The organism is Melioribacter sp. Ez-97 (assembly GCF_051488665.1).
Taxonomy (GTDB): domain Bacteria; phylum Bacteroidota; class Ignavibacteria; order Ignavibacteriales; family Melioribacteraceae; genus Melioribacter.
Genome location: NZ_JBPSEG010000005.1, coordinates 19,204 through 35,257, shown reverse-complemented (window position 1 = coordinate 35,257; position 16,054 = coordinate 19,204). Strand labels below are relative to the sequence as shown.

The 16,054-nt window shown below is 41.8% G+C and carries 15 protein-coding genes; 13 read left to right on the top strand and 2 right to left on the bottom strand.

From position 1 onward, the window contains the following. Window positions 1-7 precede the first annotated feature (7 nt). The 8 genes from ACSSWA_RS07575 (at window position 8) to ACSSWA_RS07540 (ending at window position 9,633) form a co-directional block, all read left to right on the top strand. Window positions 8-2,128 (top strand): BamA/OMP85 family outer membrane protein, encoded by a 2,121-nt coding sequence (locus ACSSWA_RS07575; protein WP_437355959.1) that lies wholly within the window; start codon window positions 8-10, stop codon window positions 2,126-2,128. Between the two features lie 144 nt (window positions 2,129-2,272). Then, a complete protein-coding gene (locus tag ACSSWA_RS07570; protein ID WP_437355958.1) occupies window positions 2,273-4,444 on the top strand; it encodes an Ig-like domain-containing protein in 2,172 nt (723 codons plus the stop codon). Window positions 4,445-4,743: 299 nt separating this feature from the next. Continuing rightward, window positions 4,744-5,619 (top strand): YicC/YloC family endoribonuclease, encoded by an 876-nt coding sequence (locus ACSSWA_RS07565; protein ID WP_437355957.1) that lies wholly within the window; start codon window positions 4,744-4,746, stop codon window positions 5,617-5,619. A gap of 7 nt (window positions 5,620-5,626) precedes the next feature. Beyond that, window positions 5,627-6,217: a guanylate kinase gene (gene gmk, locus ACSSWA_RS07560; protein ID WP_437355956.1), complete on the top strand. Its 591-nt coding sequence runs from the start codon at window positions 5,627-5,629 to the stop codon at window positions 6,215-6,217. Next, the gene (rpoZ, locus tag ACSSWA_RS07555; RefSeq protein WP_437355955.1) at window positions 6,198-6,488 is read left to right on the top strand and encodes a DNA-directed RNA polymerase subunit omega; all 291 of its coding nucleotides are present in this window, start codon (window positions 6,198-6,200) and stop codon (window positions 6,486-6,488) included. The genes gmk and rpoZ overlap by 20 nt, the downstream gene beginning before the upstream one ends. Before the next feature lie 73 nt (window positions 6,489-6,561). Next, entirely contained in the window at window positions 6,562-7,296 is a 735-nt protein-coding gene (locus ACSSWA_RS07550) for a uracil-DNA glycosylase (protein WP_437355954.1), read from the top strand. Between the two features lie 4 nt (window positions 7,297-7,300). Next, the gene (gene dnaB, locus ACSSWA_RS07545) at window positions 7,301-8,761 is read left to right on the top strand and encodes a replicative DNA helicase (protein ID WP_437355953.1); all 1,461 of its coding nucleotides are present in this window, start codon (window positions 7,301-7,303) and stop codon (window positions 8,759-8,761) included. Window positions 8,762-8,778: 17 nt separating this feature from the next. After that, window positions 8,779-9,633 (top strand): N-acetylmuramoyl-L-alanine amidase-like domain-containing protein, encoded by an 855-nt coding sequence (locus ACSSWA_RS07540; protein ID WP_437355952.1) that lies wholly within the window; start codon window positions 8,779-8,781, stop codon window positions 9,631-9,633. 1 nt (window position 9,634) lies between these two features. On the opposite strand, the gene ACSSWA_RS07535 is transcribed toward ACSSWA_RS07540, so the two are convergent. Continuing rightward, a complete protein-coding gene (locus tag ACSSWA_RS07535) occupies window positions 9,635-10,486 on the bottom strand; it encodes a deoxyribonuclease IV (protein ID WP_437355951.1) in 852 nt (283 codons plus the stop codon). A gap of 74 nt (window positions 10,487-10,560) precedes the next feature. Here ACSSWA_RS07535 and ACSSWA_RS07530 point away from each other — a divergent pair, with 74 nt between their 5' ends. Together ACSSWA_RS07530 and ACSSWA_RS07525 are read left to right on the top strand one after the other, a co-directional pair. Next, complete coding sequence (locus tag ACSSWA_RS07530; protein ID WP_437355950.1) at window positions 10,561-11,103, top strand: SDR family oxidoreductase; 543 nt, start codon at window positions 10,561-10,563, stop codon at window positions 11,101-11,103. A 71-nt stretch (window positions 11,104-11,174) separates the two neighbouring features. Then, a complete protein-coding gene (locus ACSSWA_RS07525) occupies window positions 11,175-11,441 on the top strand; it encodes a hypothetical protein (protein ID WP_437355949.1) in 267 nt (88 codons plus the stop codon). 4 nt (window positions 11,442-11,445) lie between these two features. Here the strand turns inward: ACSSWA_RS07525 and gatB are convergent, their stop codons facing one another. Next, window positions 11,446-12,888, bottom strand: coding sequence for an Asp-tRNA(Asn)/Glu-tRNA(Gln) amidotransferase subunit GatB (gene gatB / locus ACSSWA_RS07520; protein ID WP_437355948.1), 1,443 nt, complete (start codon window positions 12,886-12,888; stop codon window positions 11,446-11,448). Window positions 12,889-13,001: 113 nt separating this feature from the next. Between gatB and bshB1 the strand changes: the two genes are divergently transcribed. Genes bshB1 through ACSSWA_RS07505 form a run of 3 tightly spaced genes read left to right on the top strand, consistent with a single transcriptional unit; the run spans window position 13,002 to window position 16,053 of the window. Continuing rightward, a complete protein-coding gene (gene bshB1 / locus ACSSWA_RS07515; protein WP_437355947.1) occupies window positions 13,002-13,703 on the top strand; it encodes a bacillithiol biosynthesis deacetylase BshB1 in 702 nt (233 codons plus the stop codon). Window positions 13,704-13,714: 11 nt separating this feature from the next. Then, complete coding sequence (locus tag ACSSWA_RS07510; protein ID WP_437355946.1) at window positions 13,715-14,569, top strand: NAD(P)-dependent oxidoreductase; 855 nt, start codon at window positions 13,715-13,717, stop codon at window positions 14,567-14,569. A gap of 11 nt (window positions 14,570-14,580) precedes the next feature. After that, a complete protein-coding gene (locus ACSSWA_RS07505; RefSeq protein ID WP_437355945.1) occupies window positions 14,581-16,053 on the top strand; it encodes an SLC13 family permease in 1,473 nt (490 codons plus the stop codon). The last annotated feature ends 1 nt before the right edge of the window (window position 16,054 follow it).

Genomic DNA, 16,054 nt, shown 5'->3' with positions numbered 1-16,054 from the left:
GGATAAAGTGAAAAGATTTTATATCATATTAAATCTGATTCTAATCGTATCTTTTGCGAACGCTCAGCAGGAGAAATACGAACTGGTCAAAATAAATTTTGAAGGCAACAACTCGATATCGGACGGAGAATTACGCAGAGTAATCGTTTCAAGGGAAACTCCTGGCTGGTTTTCGCAATTCCTGAATTCAATATCGGATTTCGGAAAATCGCCGGTCTATTTTGACTCTTTGCTAATATCGGCGGACGTTCAATCCATTAAAGATTATTATCACTCCAACGGCTTTTTCAAAGCGAGGGTTTCGTATGATTACAAGCTCTCCGATGGAGAAGCGACGCTCAATTATTATATAAACGAGTCGGAACCGGCAATTATAAAAGAACTGAATCTAAACGGATTGAGCTCCATACCCGAATCGTTCAGGGAATTATTGTACAACCGGGTTTCCAGGGACACCGGGAAAATTTACCGGGACGATATCATCGAGAACAATAAGAATTACGTAATCGGATTTTTAAGAGATAACGGTTATATGCTCGCTTCGAACGAACCGCCCGAAATTCTGGTGGATACTGTCAGGAATACCGTTGTCGCCAATATTACTTTTTCGCCCGGCGACAGATACCGTATAAGCGAAGTGCGCACGTCGATAACCGGAGTCGGCAAAGATAACATAACAGATGAACTTTTGAAACAGATTGTCGGAATTACACCCGGCGATTATTACAGCAACTATCAGATACAAAGGGGGCAGGTGCGCCTCTACAGAACGGAACTCTTTACCTCGGCTATTATCAACAGCGTAATTTCCGATACGGCTAATAATTACGTGCCGCTTGTTATAAGCGCGGACGTCGGGAAGTTAAACGAGCTCTCGCCCGAACTGATTATGAATAACGAAGATAATACGTTTAATATGGGTTTGGGACTCAGTTTTACGAAGAAGAATTTTTTCGGAGACGCCAGAAAATTTACAGTTTCTTCTTCGGCGGCAGCTCAGAACTTTACCGAATTTATTAAACATCCTTCATTTGCCGACTCTTCAATCTTCGGTTATTTCGACACGCGTGTTGTAATCGAACAGCCGTTTCTTTTCGGTAAGCCGGTCAATACCAAATACGAAACTTATTTTACGACTCAAAAAAGGAAAGAGGAATATAATTCGTTTATTTACGGCGCCAAGTTAAGCTTCGATTTTGAATTACCCCAGTATACTTATTTCAATTCATTGAGCGCTTATTTGAATATTGAGAGAGCGGAGTATAAATACAAAGATTTGTATCTGATAAATTTACTGAGCCTTGATTACCAGCGTCTGAATTATCCGAAACGGGAAGCCGATTCGCTCTCGAGGTATTATATCTATAATGTTCTGGGCGGCGAATTAGTGCGCAGCGGAACAAACGCATTGATCGGCGTCTCTTTCGGAACAAATCAAACAAACGATGTTTTTTTTCCGACAAGGGGCTACGCTTTGAATCTTCTTCTTGAGGAAGGCAATTCGATACCGTATCTACTGAGCCGCGCCTTCGGGGACGGATTCGACAGACCTCTTTTCTTTAAAGCGTCTTTTACTTCAACGTTTTTTATTCCCGTCTACAATTCGCCTGAAAATTCGCTGGGAATGAAATTAAAAGCCGGCAATATATTTAACTATTACGGGGACAAATCGGGCATTTCGATCAATCAACGTTTTTATTCGGGCGGCAGTAATTCAGTTAGAGGTTGGAGCACGCGCCAACTTGTACCGCCGCAGATTTTGTTGCCTTTTGAAAAATTGAGTCAATTGACGCTCGAAGATTTGGAGGCAATACTGGCAAAAGGAGCGCCCTCCGGAGGATTTTTTCTGTTAGAAGGCTCGCTCGAAACGAGAAACAGAATAATCGGGAATTTCGGCGGCGTTGCATTTGTCGATTTCGGAAATACTTTGAACAGCGCAACGGATTTTCGGTTCGATCGTATTGCCGTGGCTGCAGGATTCGGGTTCCGGTACTATTCTGAATTCGCTCCTTTGAGAATCGACTTCGGATTTAAGATTTACGATCCGAACGACAGACGCAATTTCTTCCGCAAACAATTTTGGAATGAATTATTGCAGTTCCACGTTGGCATCGGCGAAGCTTTCTGATATTAATAAATTTTATTAAAATGATAATCCGGCAACCTTTTATTTTGTCCCCGCGCGCTTCTTTTTATTAAAAAATCCATTCTATTTTGTTGGCATTTATTATGTTAAGAATTAGAACAAACAATAATTGATATGAGGGAGAAAATGAAAAACAAGTTTCCGATAATTTTGATCTTGTTTTTACTTTGTAATTTGACTTATTCGCAGCAGAACAGAATTAGATACAATAATCAAAATTTGTTTTTAAACGGATCGAATTTAGCCTGGCTCAATTTTGCAAACGATATAGGTCCCGGCGATACGGATTTCAAAACATTCGGGGATGTTCTCCTTAAACTTCACGATAACGGGGGAAATGCTCTTCGATGGTGGCTTCATACGAACGGGACGAATACGCCTGAATTTGACCAAAACGGGTTTGTGATAGGGCCCGGAGAAGGAACTATAGAAGACCTAAAGAAAGCTCTGGATATAGCGTGGGAACGTGAAATCGGAGTTATTCTATGCCTCTGGTCGTTCGACATGCTGCGAACGAGCAACGGCAATACTGTCGTCGACAGAAATATGATGCTGTTAACCGATACGGTATATACAAAAGCTTATATCGAAAACGCATTGATTCCGATGGTCGACTCTTTGAAAGGTCATCCCGCAATTATTGCGTGGGAAATCTTTAATGAGCCGGAAGGCATGAGCGACGAGTTCGGATGGGCGGATATTAAACACGTGCCGATGTCGGCTATCCAGAGGTTCGTTAATTTATGCGCCGGCGCAATTCATCGCGCCGATTCGACCGCTCAGGTTACCAACGGAACATGGCATATAATAGCTCTCACAGACGTGCCGACGGCTAAAATGGTTAAAATAGATTACAGACAGCTGCCAGAAAACCGGCTGAAAGAAATTACCGGAGAATTCAATGCCGCTCATAATTTGTCGTTGACCGGCGACCAGATGGCGGACTATCTCAATCGAATTTCGAGTATCATGAATTATAATTATTATGCCGACGACAGATTAATTGAAGCGGGAGGGGATTCCGACGGGGTTCTCGATTTTTATACCGTTCACTATTACGATCACGGGGAAGGAACTGCAGTATCGCCTTTTCATAATCCCGCATCCAAATGGGGCTTGTCCAAACCTCTGGTTGTGGCGGAATTCCATATGAAAAATACATTGGGAGTGGCAACTGCCGATTTGTATAAAACCCTTTTTTTCAACGGGTATGCCGGCGCGCTCGCCTGGTCGTGGACAGATAATCAAGTGTCGAAAAAAGAACAGATACTTGCCGGCATTAAATCGATTTGGGACTCGTACAGAACCGAAGTAGACGTAAACGGCATAAGCGGCGATTGGCCGTTAGTATCGATTGTGGCTCCGGCGGATAAATCGGTTTTTGAAGAAGGCTCGGATGTAACTATCGAAGCGGATGCAAGCGACCCCGACGGCGAAGTGGTAAGCGTGGAATTTTTTGCAAACGATACGATGAAAATAGGCGAAGTAAATCAAGCTCCTTATCGATTTGTATGGACCAATATAGAGCCCGACCATTATAAACTAACTGCCGTTGCCACGGACGACAAAGGCTTGAAAAGGGAATCCGAACCGGTTTATATCACCGTAGGCGAACCGCCTTTTATTCGATTGGAAGCGGAAAGAGCTCAACGCTCGGGACCGGGAATGACTATTGTAAGCGATCCGAACGCCAGCAGTTTTGCATACGTCGATATTAAAACTAACGACCCGAATGCAAAAATTACCTGGACATTTCAAAACTATCTTCAGGAAGGCGACTACGAAATTCGTTTTGCAGCACGATTGGCGTACGACAGCCCCAAAAGCCAGTTTATCTATGTGAACGACGAGCTGATAACACAGTACGAATTTACAGGCGGACAATCGGAATGGAAAGAGTTTCCTCTTACAGTACCTCTTAAAGAAGGAGAAAATAAAGTTGAAATGAGGATGTCGTGGGGTTGGATGCAGGTCGATTATCTTGCAGTTCCGCGCGACGTAGCCACCGATATCGATATGACGCAGGAACTACCCTCCGGGTATGCGCTTTTGCAAAATTATCCTAATCCGTTTAATCCGACGACGAAAATAAGCTATAAAATATCGAAGAGTTCGAAAGTTCGAATGGCAGTCTACGACGTTCTTGGCAGGGAAGTAAAGGAATTGTTTAATGAATTAAAAACGCCGGGCAGTTATACGGTTGAATTTGACGGAAGCGGACTGCCGAGCGGGGTCTATTTTTACAGGCTGGAAGCCGAAGGCTGGAGCGATGTAAAGAGTATGCTTTTGATGAAGTAGAGAATCCTTTGCATAGATTGAAAACGGTTCCCTCGGAAATACGGGAACCGATTCTCCCGATGTCTTTATTCAAAAACTCCGGGAAACCGTTTCCCGGATACTTTTTTGGATAATTACGGTTAATTATTCGGTCGTGTTGCATAATCCCGGAACGAATCCTGCCATTGAGCCAAGTTCATTTCTGATTAATTCCGTGTACCGATAGTACTAAGAAACCGGAAAAATAAGGATAAGATGTATCATTTTGTAAAGAGCCAATTTTTGCCTAAATTTAAAGTCAATTTTTTCGGAGATTTTAAATGCTCGTCAGTATGACCGGATATGGGAAAAACGAGACCCATTTCGGAAATTATACTATCGAAACGGAGATAAAAAGTCTTAACAGCCGATACCTCGATTTATCGGTCCGGCTGCCCAAGGCATTATCGAGTAAGGAACTCGAAATCCGCGAGAAGATTAAAAAAAGCATTAAACGCGGAAAAGTTTATCTGAGCATTTCTCTTAAAAAAGACGGGCTGGAGGATAAATACGGGGAGCTCAATACGGAAGCCGTTAAGGACGCTTACAATGTTTTGAAAAAAATACGCAAATCCGCCGGTCTGCGGGATAAAATAAAATTGACTGATTTGTTCATTTTTCAGGACGCCTTTTTCGACGGCAGCGACGACCAAATCGAAGAAGAGATGAAGTATGTCCTGGCTTCGATTGAAGCGGCTATCAAAGAAATGAACAAGATGAAAAAAGCCGAAGGAAAAGAGCTCGAAAAAGATATTCTTTCCAGAATAAACAATATTGAAGAATCTTTAACGAAAATAGAAAATAGAAGAGAGACGGATCTTAAAGAGTATTTTGAAAAATTCAAAGAAAAAGCAGCGCAGTTGATAGGCGATTTGATTGACGACCAACAGAGATTAATTAATGAACTTGCGATATTATCCGAAAGATACGATATTACGGAAGAGTGCACGCGGCTCAGAAGTCATCTCAAATTATTCCTCGATACGATGAAAAATTCGGACGACGCCGGAAGAAAACTTAATTTTATTCTTCAGGAAATGAATCGGGAAGCAAATACGATAAACAGCAAATCGGTTTCGGAGCATATATCGCATTTAGGCATCGAAATTAAAGAAGAAATTGAAAAGATAAGAGAACAAATCCAAAATATCGAGTGAGATTAAAGTGACCAAGCCCAAGCTTTTTGTGTTCTCCGCTCCGAGCGGCGCAGGTAAAACTACAATAGTTAAGGAATTGTTGAAAACTTTTCCCGAGCTTAAATATTCGGTTTCCGCCACGACCCGCAAAAAACGTCCCGGCGAAATCGACGGAGTCGATTATTATTTCCTTACAGAAGAAGAATTCAAAAAGAAAATTGAAAACGGCGAATTCGTCGAATGGGAAAAATTCTACGATTACTATTACGGCACTCTTAAAAAATCTGTTGACGATAATCTCGCAAATGGGTATAATACAGTTTTCGAGGTGGACGTTAAAGGAGCCTTGAACATTAAAAAGATATTTCCCGACGCCGTTTTGATTTTTATCGTTCCGCCGGATATCGAAGCTTTGAAAAAAAGGTTGCTGAATCGCAAAACTGAAACTGAAGAGGACTTGAAAAAAAGAATCGAACGCGCGGAAATGGAACTCGGATATAAAGACAAGTTCGATTATGTGGTTGAAAACAGCGATTTGCAACGCGCAATTGAAGAAGTAAAAAAAATAATAAATAAAGAAATATCGGAGGTAAATTATCATGACACTCAGACCGGTTGATTTAAGGCAGATCAAGTCGAAAATTCCGAATCTCTACGAAGCCGTGGTCGTCGCAGCGCGCAGAGCGCGTCAGATTAACGACGAATATAAACTCGAATTCAATACCCTTTTGAATACTATTGTGACGAGCAACGACGAGGAATTCGAAGACAAAGAAAATCCCGAGCAGCTTAAACTGGCGCTCGAGTTCGACAAAAGAGAAAAACCGCAGATTCGCGCCATTAACGAACTGCTCAACGAAGGCATCGAATACCGTTATAAAGATCAATAATAAATCTTTGCCTGTTACGTTTTAAGGCTGTCTTTTCGGCAGTCCGAATTATTTAATTCTCAAAGGTAAATTTATGTCGTCGCTGGAAAAGAATTTAATGGAAGCTTTAAAACTTCAAAAAGAGATTTTCGGCGACGACCTTTTTATTTTAAAAGAGGAAAAAGAAGAAACGATTCCGGAGCCCGAAATCAAAACTACAGAAAAGATCGAGAAAGATTTGAACAAGAACCTGTTCGAAGAAGGTTTTCAAAAAGCGGAGACGCTCGAAGAACTCGACAGTCTTATTAATACGTGTACAAAATGCGACTTGTCGAAATCGCGCACAAAATTTGTGTTCGGAGTCGGAAATCCTGAGGCGCGAGCAATGTTAATTGGCGAAGCTCCGGGCGCCGACGAGGACAAACAGGGCGAACCTTTCGTCGGCAGAGCCGGAAAATTGTTGAACGATATTTTGAAAGCCATTAATTTGACACGGGACGACGTCTTCATTGCGAATATTTTGAAATGCCGTCCGCCGGGCAACAGAGACCCGCTGCCGTCGGAAATGGAAACTTGCATGCCGTACCTCTATAAACAAATCGAGCTGATTAATCCGAAAATTATACTTTGCCTCGGCAGGGTAGCGGCAAACGGTCTTTTGAATAAAAAACTTTCGCTTTCGGCTTTGAGAGGAAATGTCTACGAGTTCAACGGAATTAAAGTGGTCGTCACATATCACCCGGCGGCTCTGCTTAGAAATCCCGGCTGGAAAAAAGGCTGCTGGGAAGACGTAAAGAAATTCAAAAAATTATACGACGAACTAAACTGAGAAAATGGCGAGAACAAAAAAAGATAGCGATAGACCGGAAGAATCAGGTAAATTTTCAAAAGACGGCGCGTTGCGTCAGCCGCCCGCGGCTGTCGAAGTCGAACGCGCAGTTTTGGGCGCAATGCTTTTGGACAACAATGCCGTTCCGAAAGCCGTCGAAGTGCTTAAGCCGGACGCTTTTTATGACCCGCGCAACAAAACGATTTTTGAGGTTATGCTTTCGCTCTATGAATCCGACGAGCCGATCGATCTCGTAACGCTTTATGAAGAATTGAAAAAGTCGGGTAAATTCGAAAGAGCAGGAGGCGCCGCTTATATCAGTCAATTGACTGAAGATACCACCTCTGCGGCAAATATCGATTATCACTCGCGCATTGTGCTCGAAAAATGGATACTGCGCCAGTTGATTTCGACTTCGAGCGAAATTGCCGAAATGGCCTTCGAAGGGAAAGAAGATGTTTTCGACTTGCTGGATACGGCGGAATCGAAAATTTTCAGAATTTCCGAAGAAGGAATTAAAGAATCATTCACTTCGATGGACAGAGCCGTTAAGGAATCGCTCGAACTGATCGAAGCGATCCATTCCAAAAAGACTTCGTTCAACGCCGTTCCTTCCGGTTACTACGAACTCGACACAATGCTGGGCGGCTTTCAAAAATCTGATTTAATTATTATCGCCGCTCGTCCTTCGATGGGGAAAACCGCCTTTGCTATGTCGATTGCACGAAATGCCGCGGTAGACCATCAGGTGCCGATAGCGGTCTTTTCGCTCGAAATGTCGACCATACAATTAGCCACACGTTTAATATCCGCCGAAGCTAAAATTAACGCTCATAGTTTGAGAACGGGTAAATTCAAAGCCGAAGATTATGCGCGTATCAGCAGAACGGTGCATAAATTGAGCAAAGCGCCGATTTATATTGACGATACTCCCGGTATAACCGTACTGGAACTTCGCGCAAAAGCCAGACGGCTTAAGAATGAAAAAAACATCGGAATGATAGTAGTCGATTATCTTCAGTTGGTTAATCCGTCTACTATGCTCGAAAGCCGCGAAAGAGAAATTTCGACAATATCCCGCTCTTTAAAAGCTCTTGCGAAGGAATTGAATGTTCCGGTTATAGCCCTGTCGCAGTTAAACCGCGCGGTAGAACAAAGGTCGGATAAAAAACCGATGCTTTCCGACTTGCGAGAATCAGGCTCGATCGAACAGGACGCCGACGTTGTAATATTTTTGTACAGACCCGAAGTTTACGGCATTACGACTTATACTAACGGAGAAGCCGGCGGTGAAAGCACAGACGGTATTGCTGAAATTATTATCGGTAAACAACGTAACGGTCCGATCGGCGAAATTAAATTAAAATTTGTCAAAGAATACGCCCGGTTCGAAAACCTTGAAAAATTCCGACAAGCTTTGCCTGAAGGCGACGTCGAATCGATGGAAGACCAGGAGCCGTTCTGATTAACGGAATATTGACTATGAATAAACTAAATTTCCTTTTACTTTTCCTGTTTCTCCTTTTAATTACCTTTATTACAAACGCGCAGGTCTACAGCCCGGAAGACGTAACCGTATGCCGCAATAAATTCGAGCTGGCATATAAAAACAATCTAAGAGTTGAACCGGTTAATAAGATAATCGAGCAGATCGGGTTAAGTTTTATCGGCGCCGATTATAAAGCTCATACTCTCGAGGCGACCGAAGACGAATCGCTGATAATTAATCTTAAAGGTCTCGATTGTTATACGTTTGTGGAAGCGACTGTGGCTCTGGCAAGATGCATCAAAAATAACGACACGTCCTTCAATTCGTTTCTTGAAGAAATTGAAAATCTAAGATATCGAAACGGAATTATGAAAGGTTATGCTTCGCGTCTCCACTATTTTTCCGATTGGATTTATGAAATGCAAAAAAGGGGAATAGGCAAAGACATTACCGAAGAAATCGGAGGAGTTCCGTACAATAAAATAATTAATTTTATGTCGACTCATACCAAAAGCTATAAACAACTGGCAAACAATCGGGAATTGACGGATTCGATTGCCGTAATCGAAAAAGAAATTTCGTCGAGAAAATATTTTTACATTCCTGAAAAGACGATTCAAAAAATTGAAAGCAAACTGCGCAGCGGAGACATAATCGGAATTACAACGAATATTCCGGGACTCGATATTTCTCATACGGGCATTGCCGTTAAAGGGAAAGACGGAAGAATACATTTGCTTCACGCTCCGGATGTCGGGAAGAAAGTGGAAATAACTAAACTGCCTTTGAGCGAATATATCCAATCGCATTCAAAACAAACAGGAATTATGGTTCTTCGTATCAATTAATTTATTTTATTAAGCTCAGAAGCGTCTCGATATTTTCAAGGTCTTCTTTTTGATCTTTTCCTTTTGGGGTCTCCAGAATTTTCGGCACATGTTCAATTTTTTTGTCGTTCATTATATTTGAAAAGCCTTCCAGCCCGATAAATCCTTTGCCGATATGTTCGTGCCTGTCCAACTTGCTGCCTAACTCTTTCTTGCTGTCGTTCATGTGAATGCATTTCAGTAAATCCAAGCCCACGATTTCGTCAAATTCCTTCATCACTTTTTTATATTCCTTCGGATCTCGTATGTTATAACCGGCGGCAAAAATATGGCAAGTGTCGATGCATACGGTCATTCTCTCCGGTTCGTCTACCATATCGATAATTTTACGAAGATGTTCGAATTTGTATCCGAGCGCGGTTCCCTGTCCCGCTGTAGCTTCGAGCATGCTTTTGACTTTGAAGCCTTTTGTCTTTTCGTGAGCGTAATTGAGCGATTCGGCGATCAATTTAAGCCCGTCTTCTTCGCCCTGTCCGCCGTGAGCTCCGGGGTGAAAATTCAAGTGCGGTATTCCGAGTTGTTCGCATCTTTCGAGTTCTTTTATGAATGCCGCGCGCGACTTTTTTAATCCCTCGGGATTCTTCGAGCAAAGATTTATCAAATAAGAATCGTGCGACACTACAAATTTTATTCGCGAGTTTTTCAGCTTCTCTTTATAGTCGTTAATTTCGTCTTCTCTTAAATCTCTCTCGAAATAACGATTGTTGTTTTTGGTGAAAATTTGAATGGCTGTAAATCCCAGCTTCTCTGCGGTTTCGATAGCCGAAGCCGGTCCGCCTTTGACGAATGTATGAGCGCCGATTAATTGTTTCATTTAGCCTTCTGCTTTGTTTGAAAATTATATTAAATTGTAAACTAAGTTTAATAATAAATGAAATAAAAGAAAATATGAAAATTTTCATAACAGGCGGCAGCGGACTGCTCGGGCAATATCTTAATATTGTTCTTTCGGAAAAACATGATATCTTAACGCATTATAATAAAAACAGAGGCAACTGTTGCGAATACAATTCCGTACAACTGCAACTGGAAGATTATAATAAACTCAAAGAAGTATTCGAAAATTTCAAGCCGGATGTGGTTGTTCATACTGCGGCAGTATCAAACAGCGCGAAAGCGGATTCGCTGCCGCGGAGTTACGTCTACGAAATTAACGTAAACGCCGCAGGAAAAATTGCAGCTCTGTGCGAACTTTATAATTCTAAAATTATTTATTTGTCGACCGACCTGGTTTATGCCGGCTACAGAGGTTCGTATCTCGACGAAAACGCTAAACTGATTCCGGCTTCGCTCTATGCCGAAACAAAATTGATGGGCGAACAAAAAATCAAAGAAGCTACGGAAAATTACGTCATTCTTAGAGAAGCCTTGCTTTACGGTTTCGGATTGAATCATTCGACCAATTTTTTTCAGGAGACTCTGAAAAAATAAAAAATAACGAGCGGGTAAAACAGTTTACCGATCAATTCCGTTCGCCTCTTTCATTGAAAGAAGCCGCTCGAATGATCGCAAGCTTGATTGAAATTAAAGACCTGAAAAGCGAAACAATTAATTTCGGGGGAAATGAAAGATTATCGAGATACGATTTAATTGACTTTGCCTGTAAAATTGCGGGACTAAGAAACGATTTGTTGATAAAGACTACAATGGACGAAGAAAATTATCCGTATAAAGTTTATGACGTCTCGCTCAATACAGATAAATTGAAATCATATGGAATCGTACCGGCTACTTTGGATAAGGCGATTGCCGATATATTCCGGCAATAATCAATTATTTCAGCGAGTTCAGTTTATTCCTCAGTATTTCGTTTACTATTTGCGGATTCGCTTTTCCCTTAGTCTCGCGCATTATTTGTCCTACGAGAAAACCGAGGACTTTTTCTTTGCCCGACAGAAATTCTTCCACTTGTTTTTGATTGGCGGACAAAACTTTTTCCACGATCGATTCGATTGCCGAAGTGTCGGTTATCTGAACGAGATTTTTTTCTTTTACGATGGTTTCCGGGTCTTTATTTGTTTTCAGCATTTCGGGAAAAATGTCTTTCGCGATTTTGCCGCTGATCGTATTGTTGTTTATCAATTCAATCAACTTGCCTAAATTTTCAGGACTGACGGGAAAATCGGAGATGTCGATTTTTTCCTCGTTTACTACTTTCAAGACTTCGGTCATTACCCAGTTGCTGGCGGATTTATAGTCGTTTGTCACAGTCAGAATTTTTTCGTAATAGTCCGCAAGCTCGCGGGAAGACGTAAGAATATCGGCGTCGTAAGCGGGCAAACCGAATTTTTCGATAAAACGGTTTTTCTTTTCGTCGGGTAGTTCGGGCATCCGGCTTTTGATATCGTTAAGCATCTCGTCTTCTATTACAACGGGCATGAGGTCGGGATCCGGGAAGTAACGATAATCGTGAGCCTCTTCTTTAGAGCGCATCGGTTGAGCGACGTTGGCGTCGGCGTCCCACAAAAGGGTTTGTTGAATAACTTCCTTGCCGTCTTCGAGTAAATCGATTTGCCGTTCAATTTCGTATGCCAGCGCGCGCTCCACGTTGCGGAACGAGTTCATGTTTTTAACTTCCGTCTTTTTGCCGAATTTTGTTTCTCCTTTAAGACGGACAGAAATGTTGGCGTCGCATCTGAGCGAGCCTTCTTCCATATTGCCGTCGCATATGCCGAGGTATGTCAGTATCTGTTTTAATTTTGTAAGGTACAAATAAGCTTCTTCGGGAGTCCTGATGTCGGGTTCGCTTACTATTTCCATTAAAGGCGTTCCGGTTCTGTTCAAATCAATCAGAGTATCGAAATCCTGGTCGTGAATCGATTTGCCGGCGTCTTCTTCCATGTGAATTCTGGTAATGCCTATCTTTTTCTTAGTCCCGTCCTTCAATTCGACGGTTATATGACCGTGTTCGCATATCGGCTCTTCGTATTGCGAAATCTGATAATTCTTTGGTAAATCAGGATAAAAGTAATGCTTCCTTGCAAAAATCGATTTACGATTTATTCTGCAGTTTGTTGCGAGTCCCATTAGAACCGTGTATTCGACGACTTTCTTATTCAATACGGGAAGAACGCCGGGCTGTCCCAAACAAACGGGACATACGTTCGTGTTCGGAGCCGACCCGAATTGAGTCGAGCATCCGCAGAAAATTTTTGTGTCGGTTAATAATTGTGCGTGGACTTCGAGTCCGATAACCGCTTCGTATTTGTCGTTCATAATCAGATCAGAAAAATTTGTTTTACGAATATAATTATTTTCCCGGTTAATGAACTATTTTGCTGTCACAAAAATTTTATACATATTAAACACCAAAATAAAAACGGATTTTTATGGAGCTCGATATACTGATATTTGCCGCTCATCCCGACGACGCCGAATTATCAATGGGCGGTACAATAGCCGGATTAACCGACGGCGGCTATAAAGTCGGTCTTGTTGATTTGTCACGCGGGGAACTCGGCACGAGAGGCACGCCGGAATTAAGACTGAAAGAAGCGGAAGAAGCTTCTCGAATTCTGAAGTTGACGCACAGAGAAAATCTCGGATTCAAAGACGGCAATCTTAAATACAATGAAGAGCATCTGCATGCATTGATACGCAAGATACGGGAGTTTCGCCCTAAGATACTCTTTGCGCCTTATTTTAACGACCGCCATCCAGACCATATCGGCGTAGGAAACCTTGTTAAAGAAGCGTTCTTTTTTTCGGGTCTGCCCAAAATTATTACAGACCAGGAAGCTTATCGACCCAAACGCCTTTTCTATTTTATGCAGACTTACGAATTCAAGCCTTCTTTTGTGGTTGACATAAGCAAAACGTTTGAAACAAAAATGAACGCAGTCCGCGCTTATAAATCTCAGTTTTACAATCCCGAAAGCGACGAGCCCGAAACGTTTATAAGCCAGCCTAATTTCCTCAAGTTTCTCGAAGCCCGGGCAAAAGTTTACGGATTTAAAATCGGAAAGGATTACGGCGAGCCTTTTTTCTGCGAGGAAGAAATTGAACTTGATTTAGTACAACTAATTAAATAAGGGGTAAATTAATGAAGGTAGCTTTTATCGGTACCGGATTAATGGGAGAACCAATGGCTTTCAGATTGTTGAAAGCGGGGTATAATTTATTCGTATTTAATAGAACCAAATCGAAAACCGAACGCCTGAAAAAGCATCAGGCTAAAATATTTGATTCGCCGGCTGACGCCGTTAAAGAAACGCCGGTGATAATTACAATGCTGACGGATTTTAATGCAATAAGCGAAACCTTGTTTTCCGAAAAAATATCTTTCAAAGGTAAAACCTTGATTCAGATGAGCACTATTTCGCCCAATGAAAGTCTTTTGTTGAAAAACAGAATAGAAGAAAACGGAGGAGAATATATCGAAGCTCCCGTTCTCGGAAGCATCCCACAGGTCGAAGAAGGTCAGCTGATAGTTATGGTTGGCGCTTCGAAAGATAATTACAATAAGTGGAAAAAATTATTGAAGAATTTCGGAGACAACGTTTATCACGTCGGGGATATCGGAAGCGCTTCGGCAATGAAACTGGCGCTGAATCAATTGATTGCCTCGCTCACTTCGGTCTTTTCAATGAGTCTCGGATATATTTTGTCGAGCAATGTGGACGTAAATCAGTTTATGGAAATACTCAGGAAGAGCGCTCTTTATGCTCCTACGTTCGACAAAAAGCTGAACGGAATGCTGAAGAGAGATTTCGACAAAGCGAATTTTCCTCTGAAGCATTTGTTGAAGGATGTAAATCTAATCCAGGAAGAATTTGCCGGTAAAAAAGTAAATACGGAAATAATAGAAAAAGTGAAAATTATACTGCAGCAGGGAATCGATATGAATATGGCGGATAAAGATTATTCGGCTCTGTTCAATGTGATTTATCCAAAATAAGAATAGTATAAATGAAAAAAGCTTTTCCGGGAAAACAAGTTACTGTAATCATTAGTATTGTTTTTTCGACAGCTGTTTATTTGCTTCTGGATTTTGGCGCCGGCAATGAAAAAGCTGAAATAGTTGCCGCCACAGGTCTGTTGATGGCGATGTTATGGATAACCGAATCGATTCCGCTGGCAGCCACATCGCTTATACCGCTTGTTGTTTTTCCTTTGACCGGCGCGGTCTCGTCCAGGTCAATTTCTCAGGCTTACATTAATTCTACTATCTTTTTGTTTGTCGGCGGTTTCATTATTGCGGTCGCTATGGAAAAGTGGAACCTGCATAAGAGAATGGCAGTGAACATAATCTATTTTCTGGGAAATTCGCCCGGCAAAATTATCCTGGGTTTTATGATCGCTTCGGCGTTTATTTCGATGTGGATTTCGAATACAGCCACGGCGGTAATGCTGCTACCGATCGGATTGTCTGTTATAAAAAAAGTCGAAGAAGAAAACCAAAATAAAGACGTAAAAAATTTTTCGATATCATTAATGCTTGCAATTGCGTACTCGTGTTCTATCGGGGGCTTGGCTACGCCGATCGGAACTCCGCCGAATCTGGTTTTTCAACGAGTATTTAAGATTAATTTTCCAAACTACGAACAGATTACATTTGCCGGATGGATGACGCTGGCGTTGTCAATTACAATTATACTGCTTGCTTTCGTGTGGTTGCTGCTCAACAAAATAATTTACAGAACTCCTCCTGCAATTAGTATTGACCGGCAAATAATAAAAAAAGAGAAATTAGAGCTCGGCAAATTAAAAAGCGGCGAAAAATCCGTCCTCTTTGTATTTATTGCCGCTTCTTTGCTCTGGATATTCCGCAGCGATATCAATACGGGCTTGTTTGTAGTTCCGGGATGGTCGGACCTGATGCCTGCGAGCGATTTTATTGACGACGGTACGGTCGCAATTACATTGGCTCTTTTGTTATTTATGATACCCGTTAATAAATCCAAAGGCGAAACGGGATTCGTTCTCGAAAGCGATGCGATTAATAAAATACCGTGGGACATTGTGCTCCTTTTCGGAGGCGGATTTGCTCTGGCGTACGGATTCGTCGATTCGGGATTGTCGGAAATGATCGGCAGGCAATTTGTATCGTTGAAAGAACTCAATCCGTTTTACATTATCTTATCGATTTGCTTGATTGTTACCTTTTTAACGGAATTAACATCCAACACTGCTACGGCGCAAATTTTATTGCCCATACTTGCATCTTTGTCTCTGGAATTGAATATTAATCCGATCTTGTTAATGGCGCCGGCTGCGTTTTCGGCTTCTTGCGCTTTTATGCTGCCCGTAGCCACGCCTCCGAACGCTATTGTGTTCGGCAGCCGTAAGCTGAAAATAAAAAACATGGCTCTACCGGGCGTTATAATTAATTTTACCGGCGCCGCTGTAATTACTATAATTGTGATGATAAATTTTTTATAAA

Excerpts from the sequence above, each read along its gene's own strand:
- ACSSWA_RS07535 (WP_437355951.1), bottom strand. The coding sequence starts at position 10,486 with ATGAAACAATTAATCGGCGCTCATACATTCGTCAAAGGCGGACCGGCT.
- ACSSWA_RS07510 (WP_437355946.1), top strand. The coding sequence starts at position 13,715 with ATGAAGGTAGCTTTTATCGGTACCGGATTAATGGGAGAACCAATGGCT.
- ACSSWA_RS07550 (WP_437355954.1), top strand. The coding sequence starts at position 6,562 with ATGTCGTCGCTGGAAAAGAATTTAATGGAAGCTTTAAAACTTCAAAAA.
- bshB1 (WP_437355947.1), top strand. The coding sequence starts at position 13,002 with ATGGAGCTCGATATACTGATATTTGCCGCTCATCCCGACGACGCCGAA.
- ACSSWA_RS07505 (WP_437355945.1), top strand. The coding sequence starts at position 14,581 with ATGAAAAAAGCTTTTCCGGGAAAACAAGTTACTGTAATCATTAGTATT.
- dnaB (WP_437355953.1), top strand. The coding sequence starts at position 7,301 with ATGGCGAGAACAAAAAAAGATAGCGATAGACCGGAAGAATCAGGTAAA.
- ACSSWA_RS07525 (WP_437355949.1), top strand. The coding sequence starts at position 11,175 with ATGATCGCAAGCTTGATTGAAATTAAAGACCTGAAAAGCGAAACAATT.
- ACSSWA_RS07530 (WP_437355950.1), top strand. The coding sequence starts at position 10,561 with ATGAAAATTTTCATAACAGGCGGCAGCGGACTGCTCGGGCAATATCTT.
- ACSSWA_RS07540 (WP_437355952.1), top strand. The coding sequence starts at position 8,779 with ATGAATAAACTAAATTTCCTTTTACTTTTCCTGTTTCTCCTTTTAATT.
- ACSSWA_RS07570 (WP_437355958.1), top strand. The coding sequence starts at position 2,273 with ATGAAAAACAAGTTTCCGATAATTTTGATCTTGTTTTTACTTTGTAAT.
- rpoZ (WP_437355955.1), top strand. The coding sequence starts at position 6,198 with ATGACACTCAGACCGGTTGATTTAAGGCAGATCAAGTCGAAAATTCCG.
- gatB (WP_437355948.1), bottom strand. The coding sequence starts at position 12,888 with ATGAACGACAAATACGAAGCGGTTATCGGACTCGAAGTCCACGCACAA.
- ACSSWA_RS07565 (WP_437355957.1), top strand. The coding sequence starts at position 4,744 with ATGCTCGTCAGTATGACCGGATATGGGAAAAACGAGACCCATTTCGGA.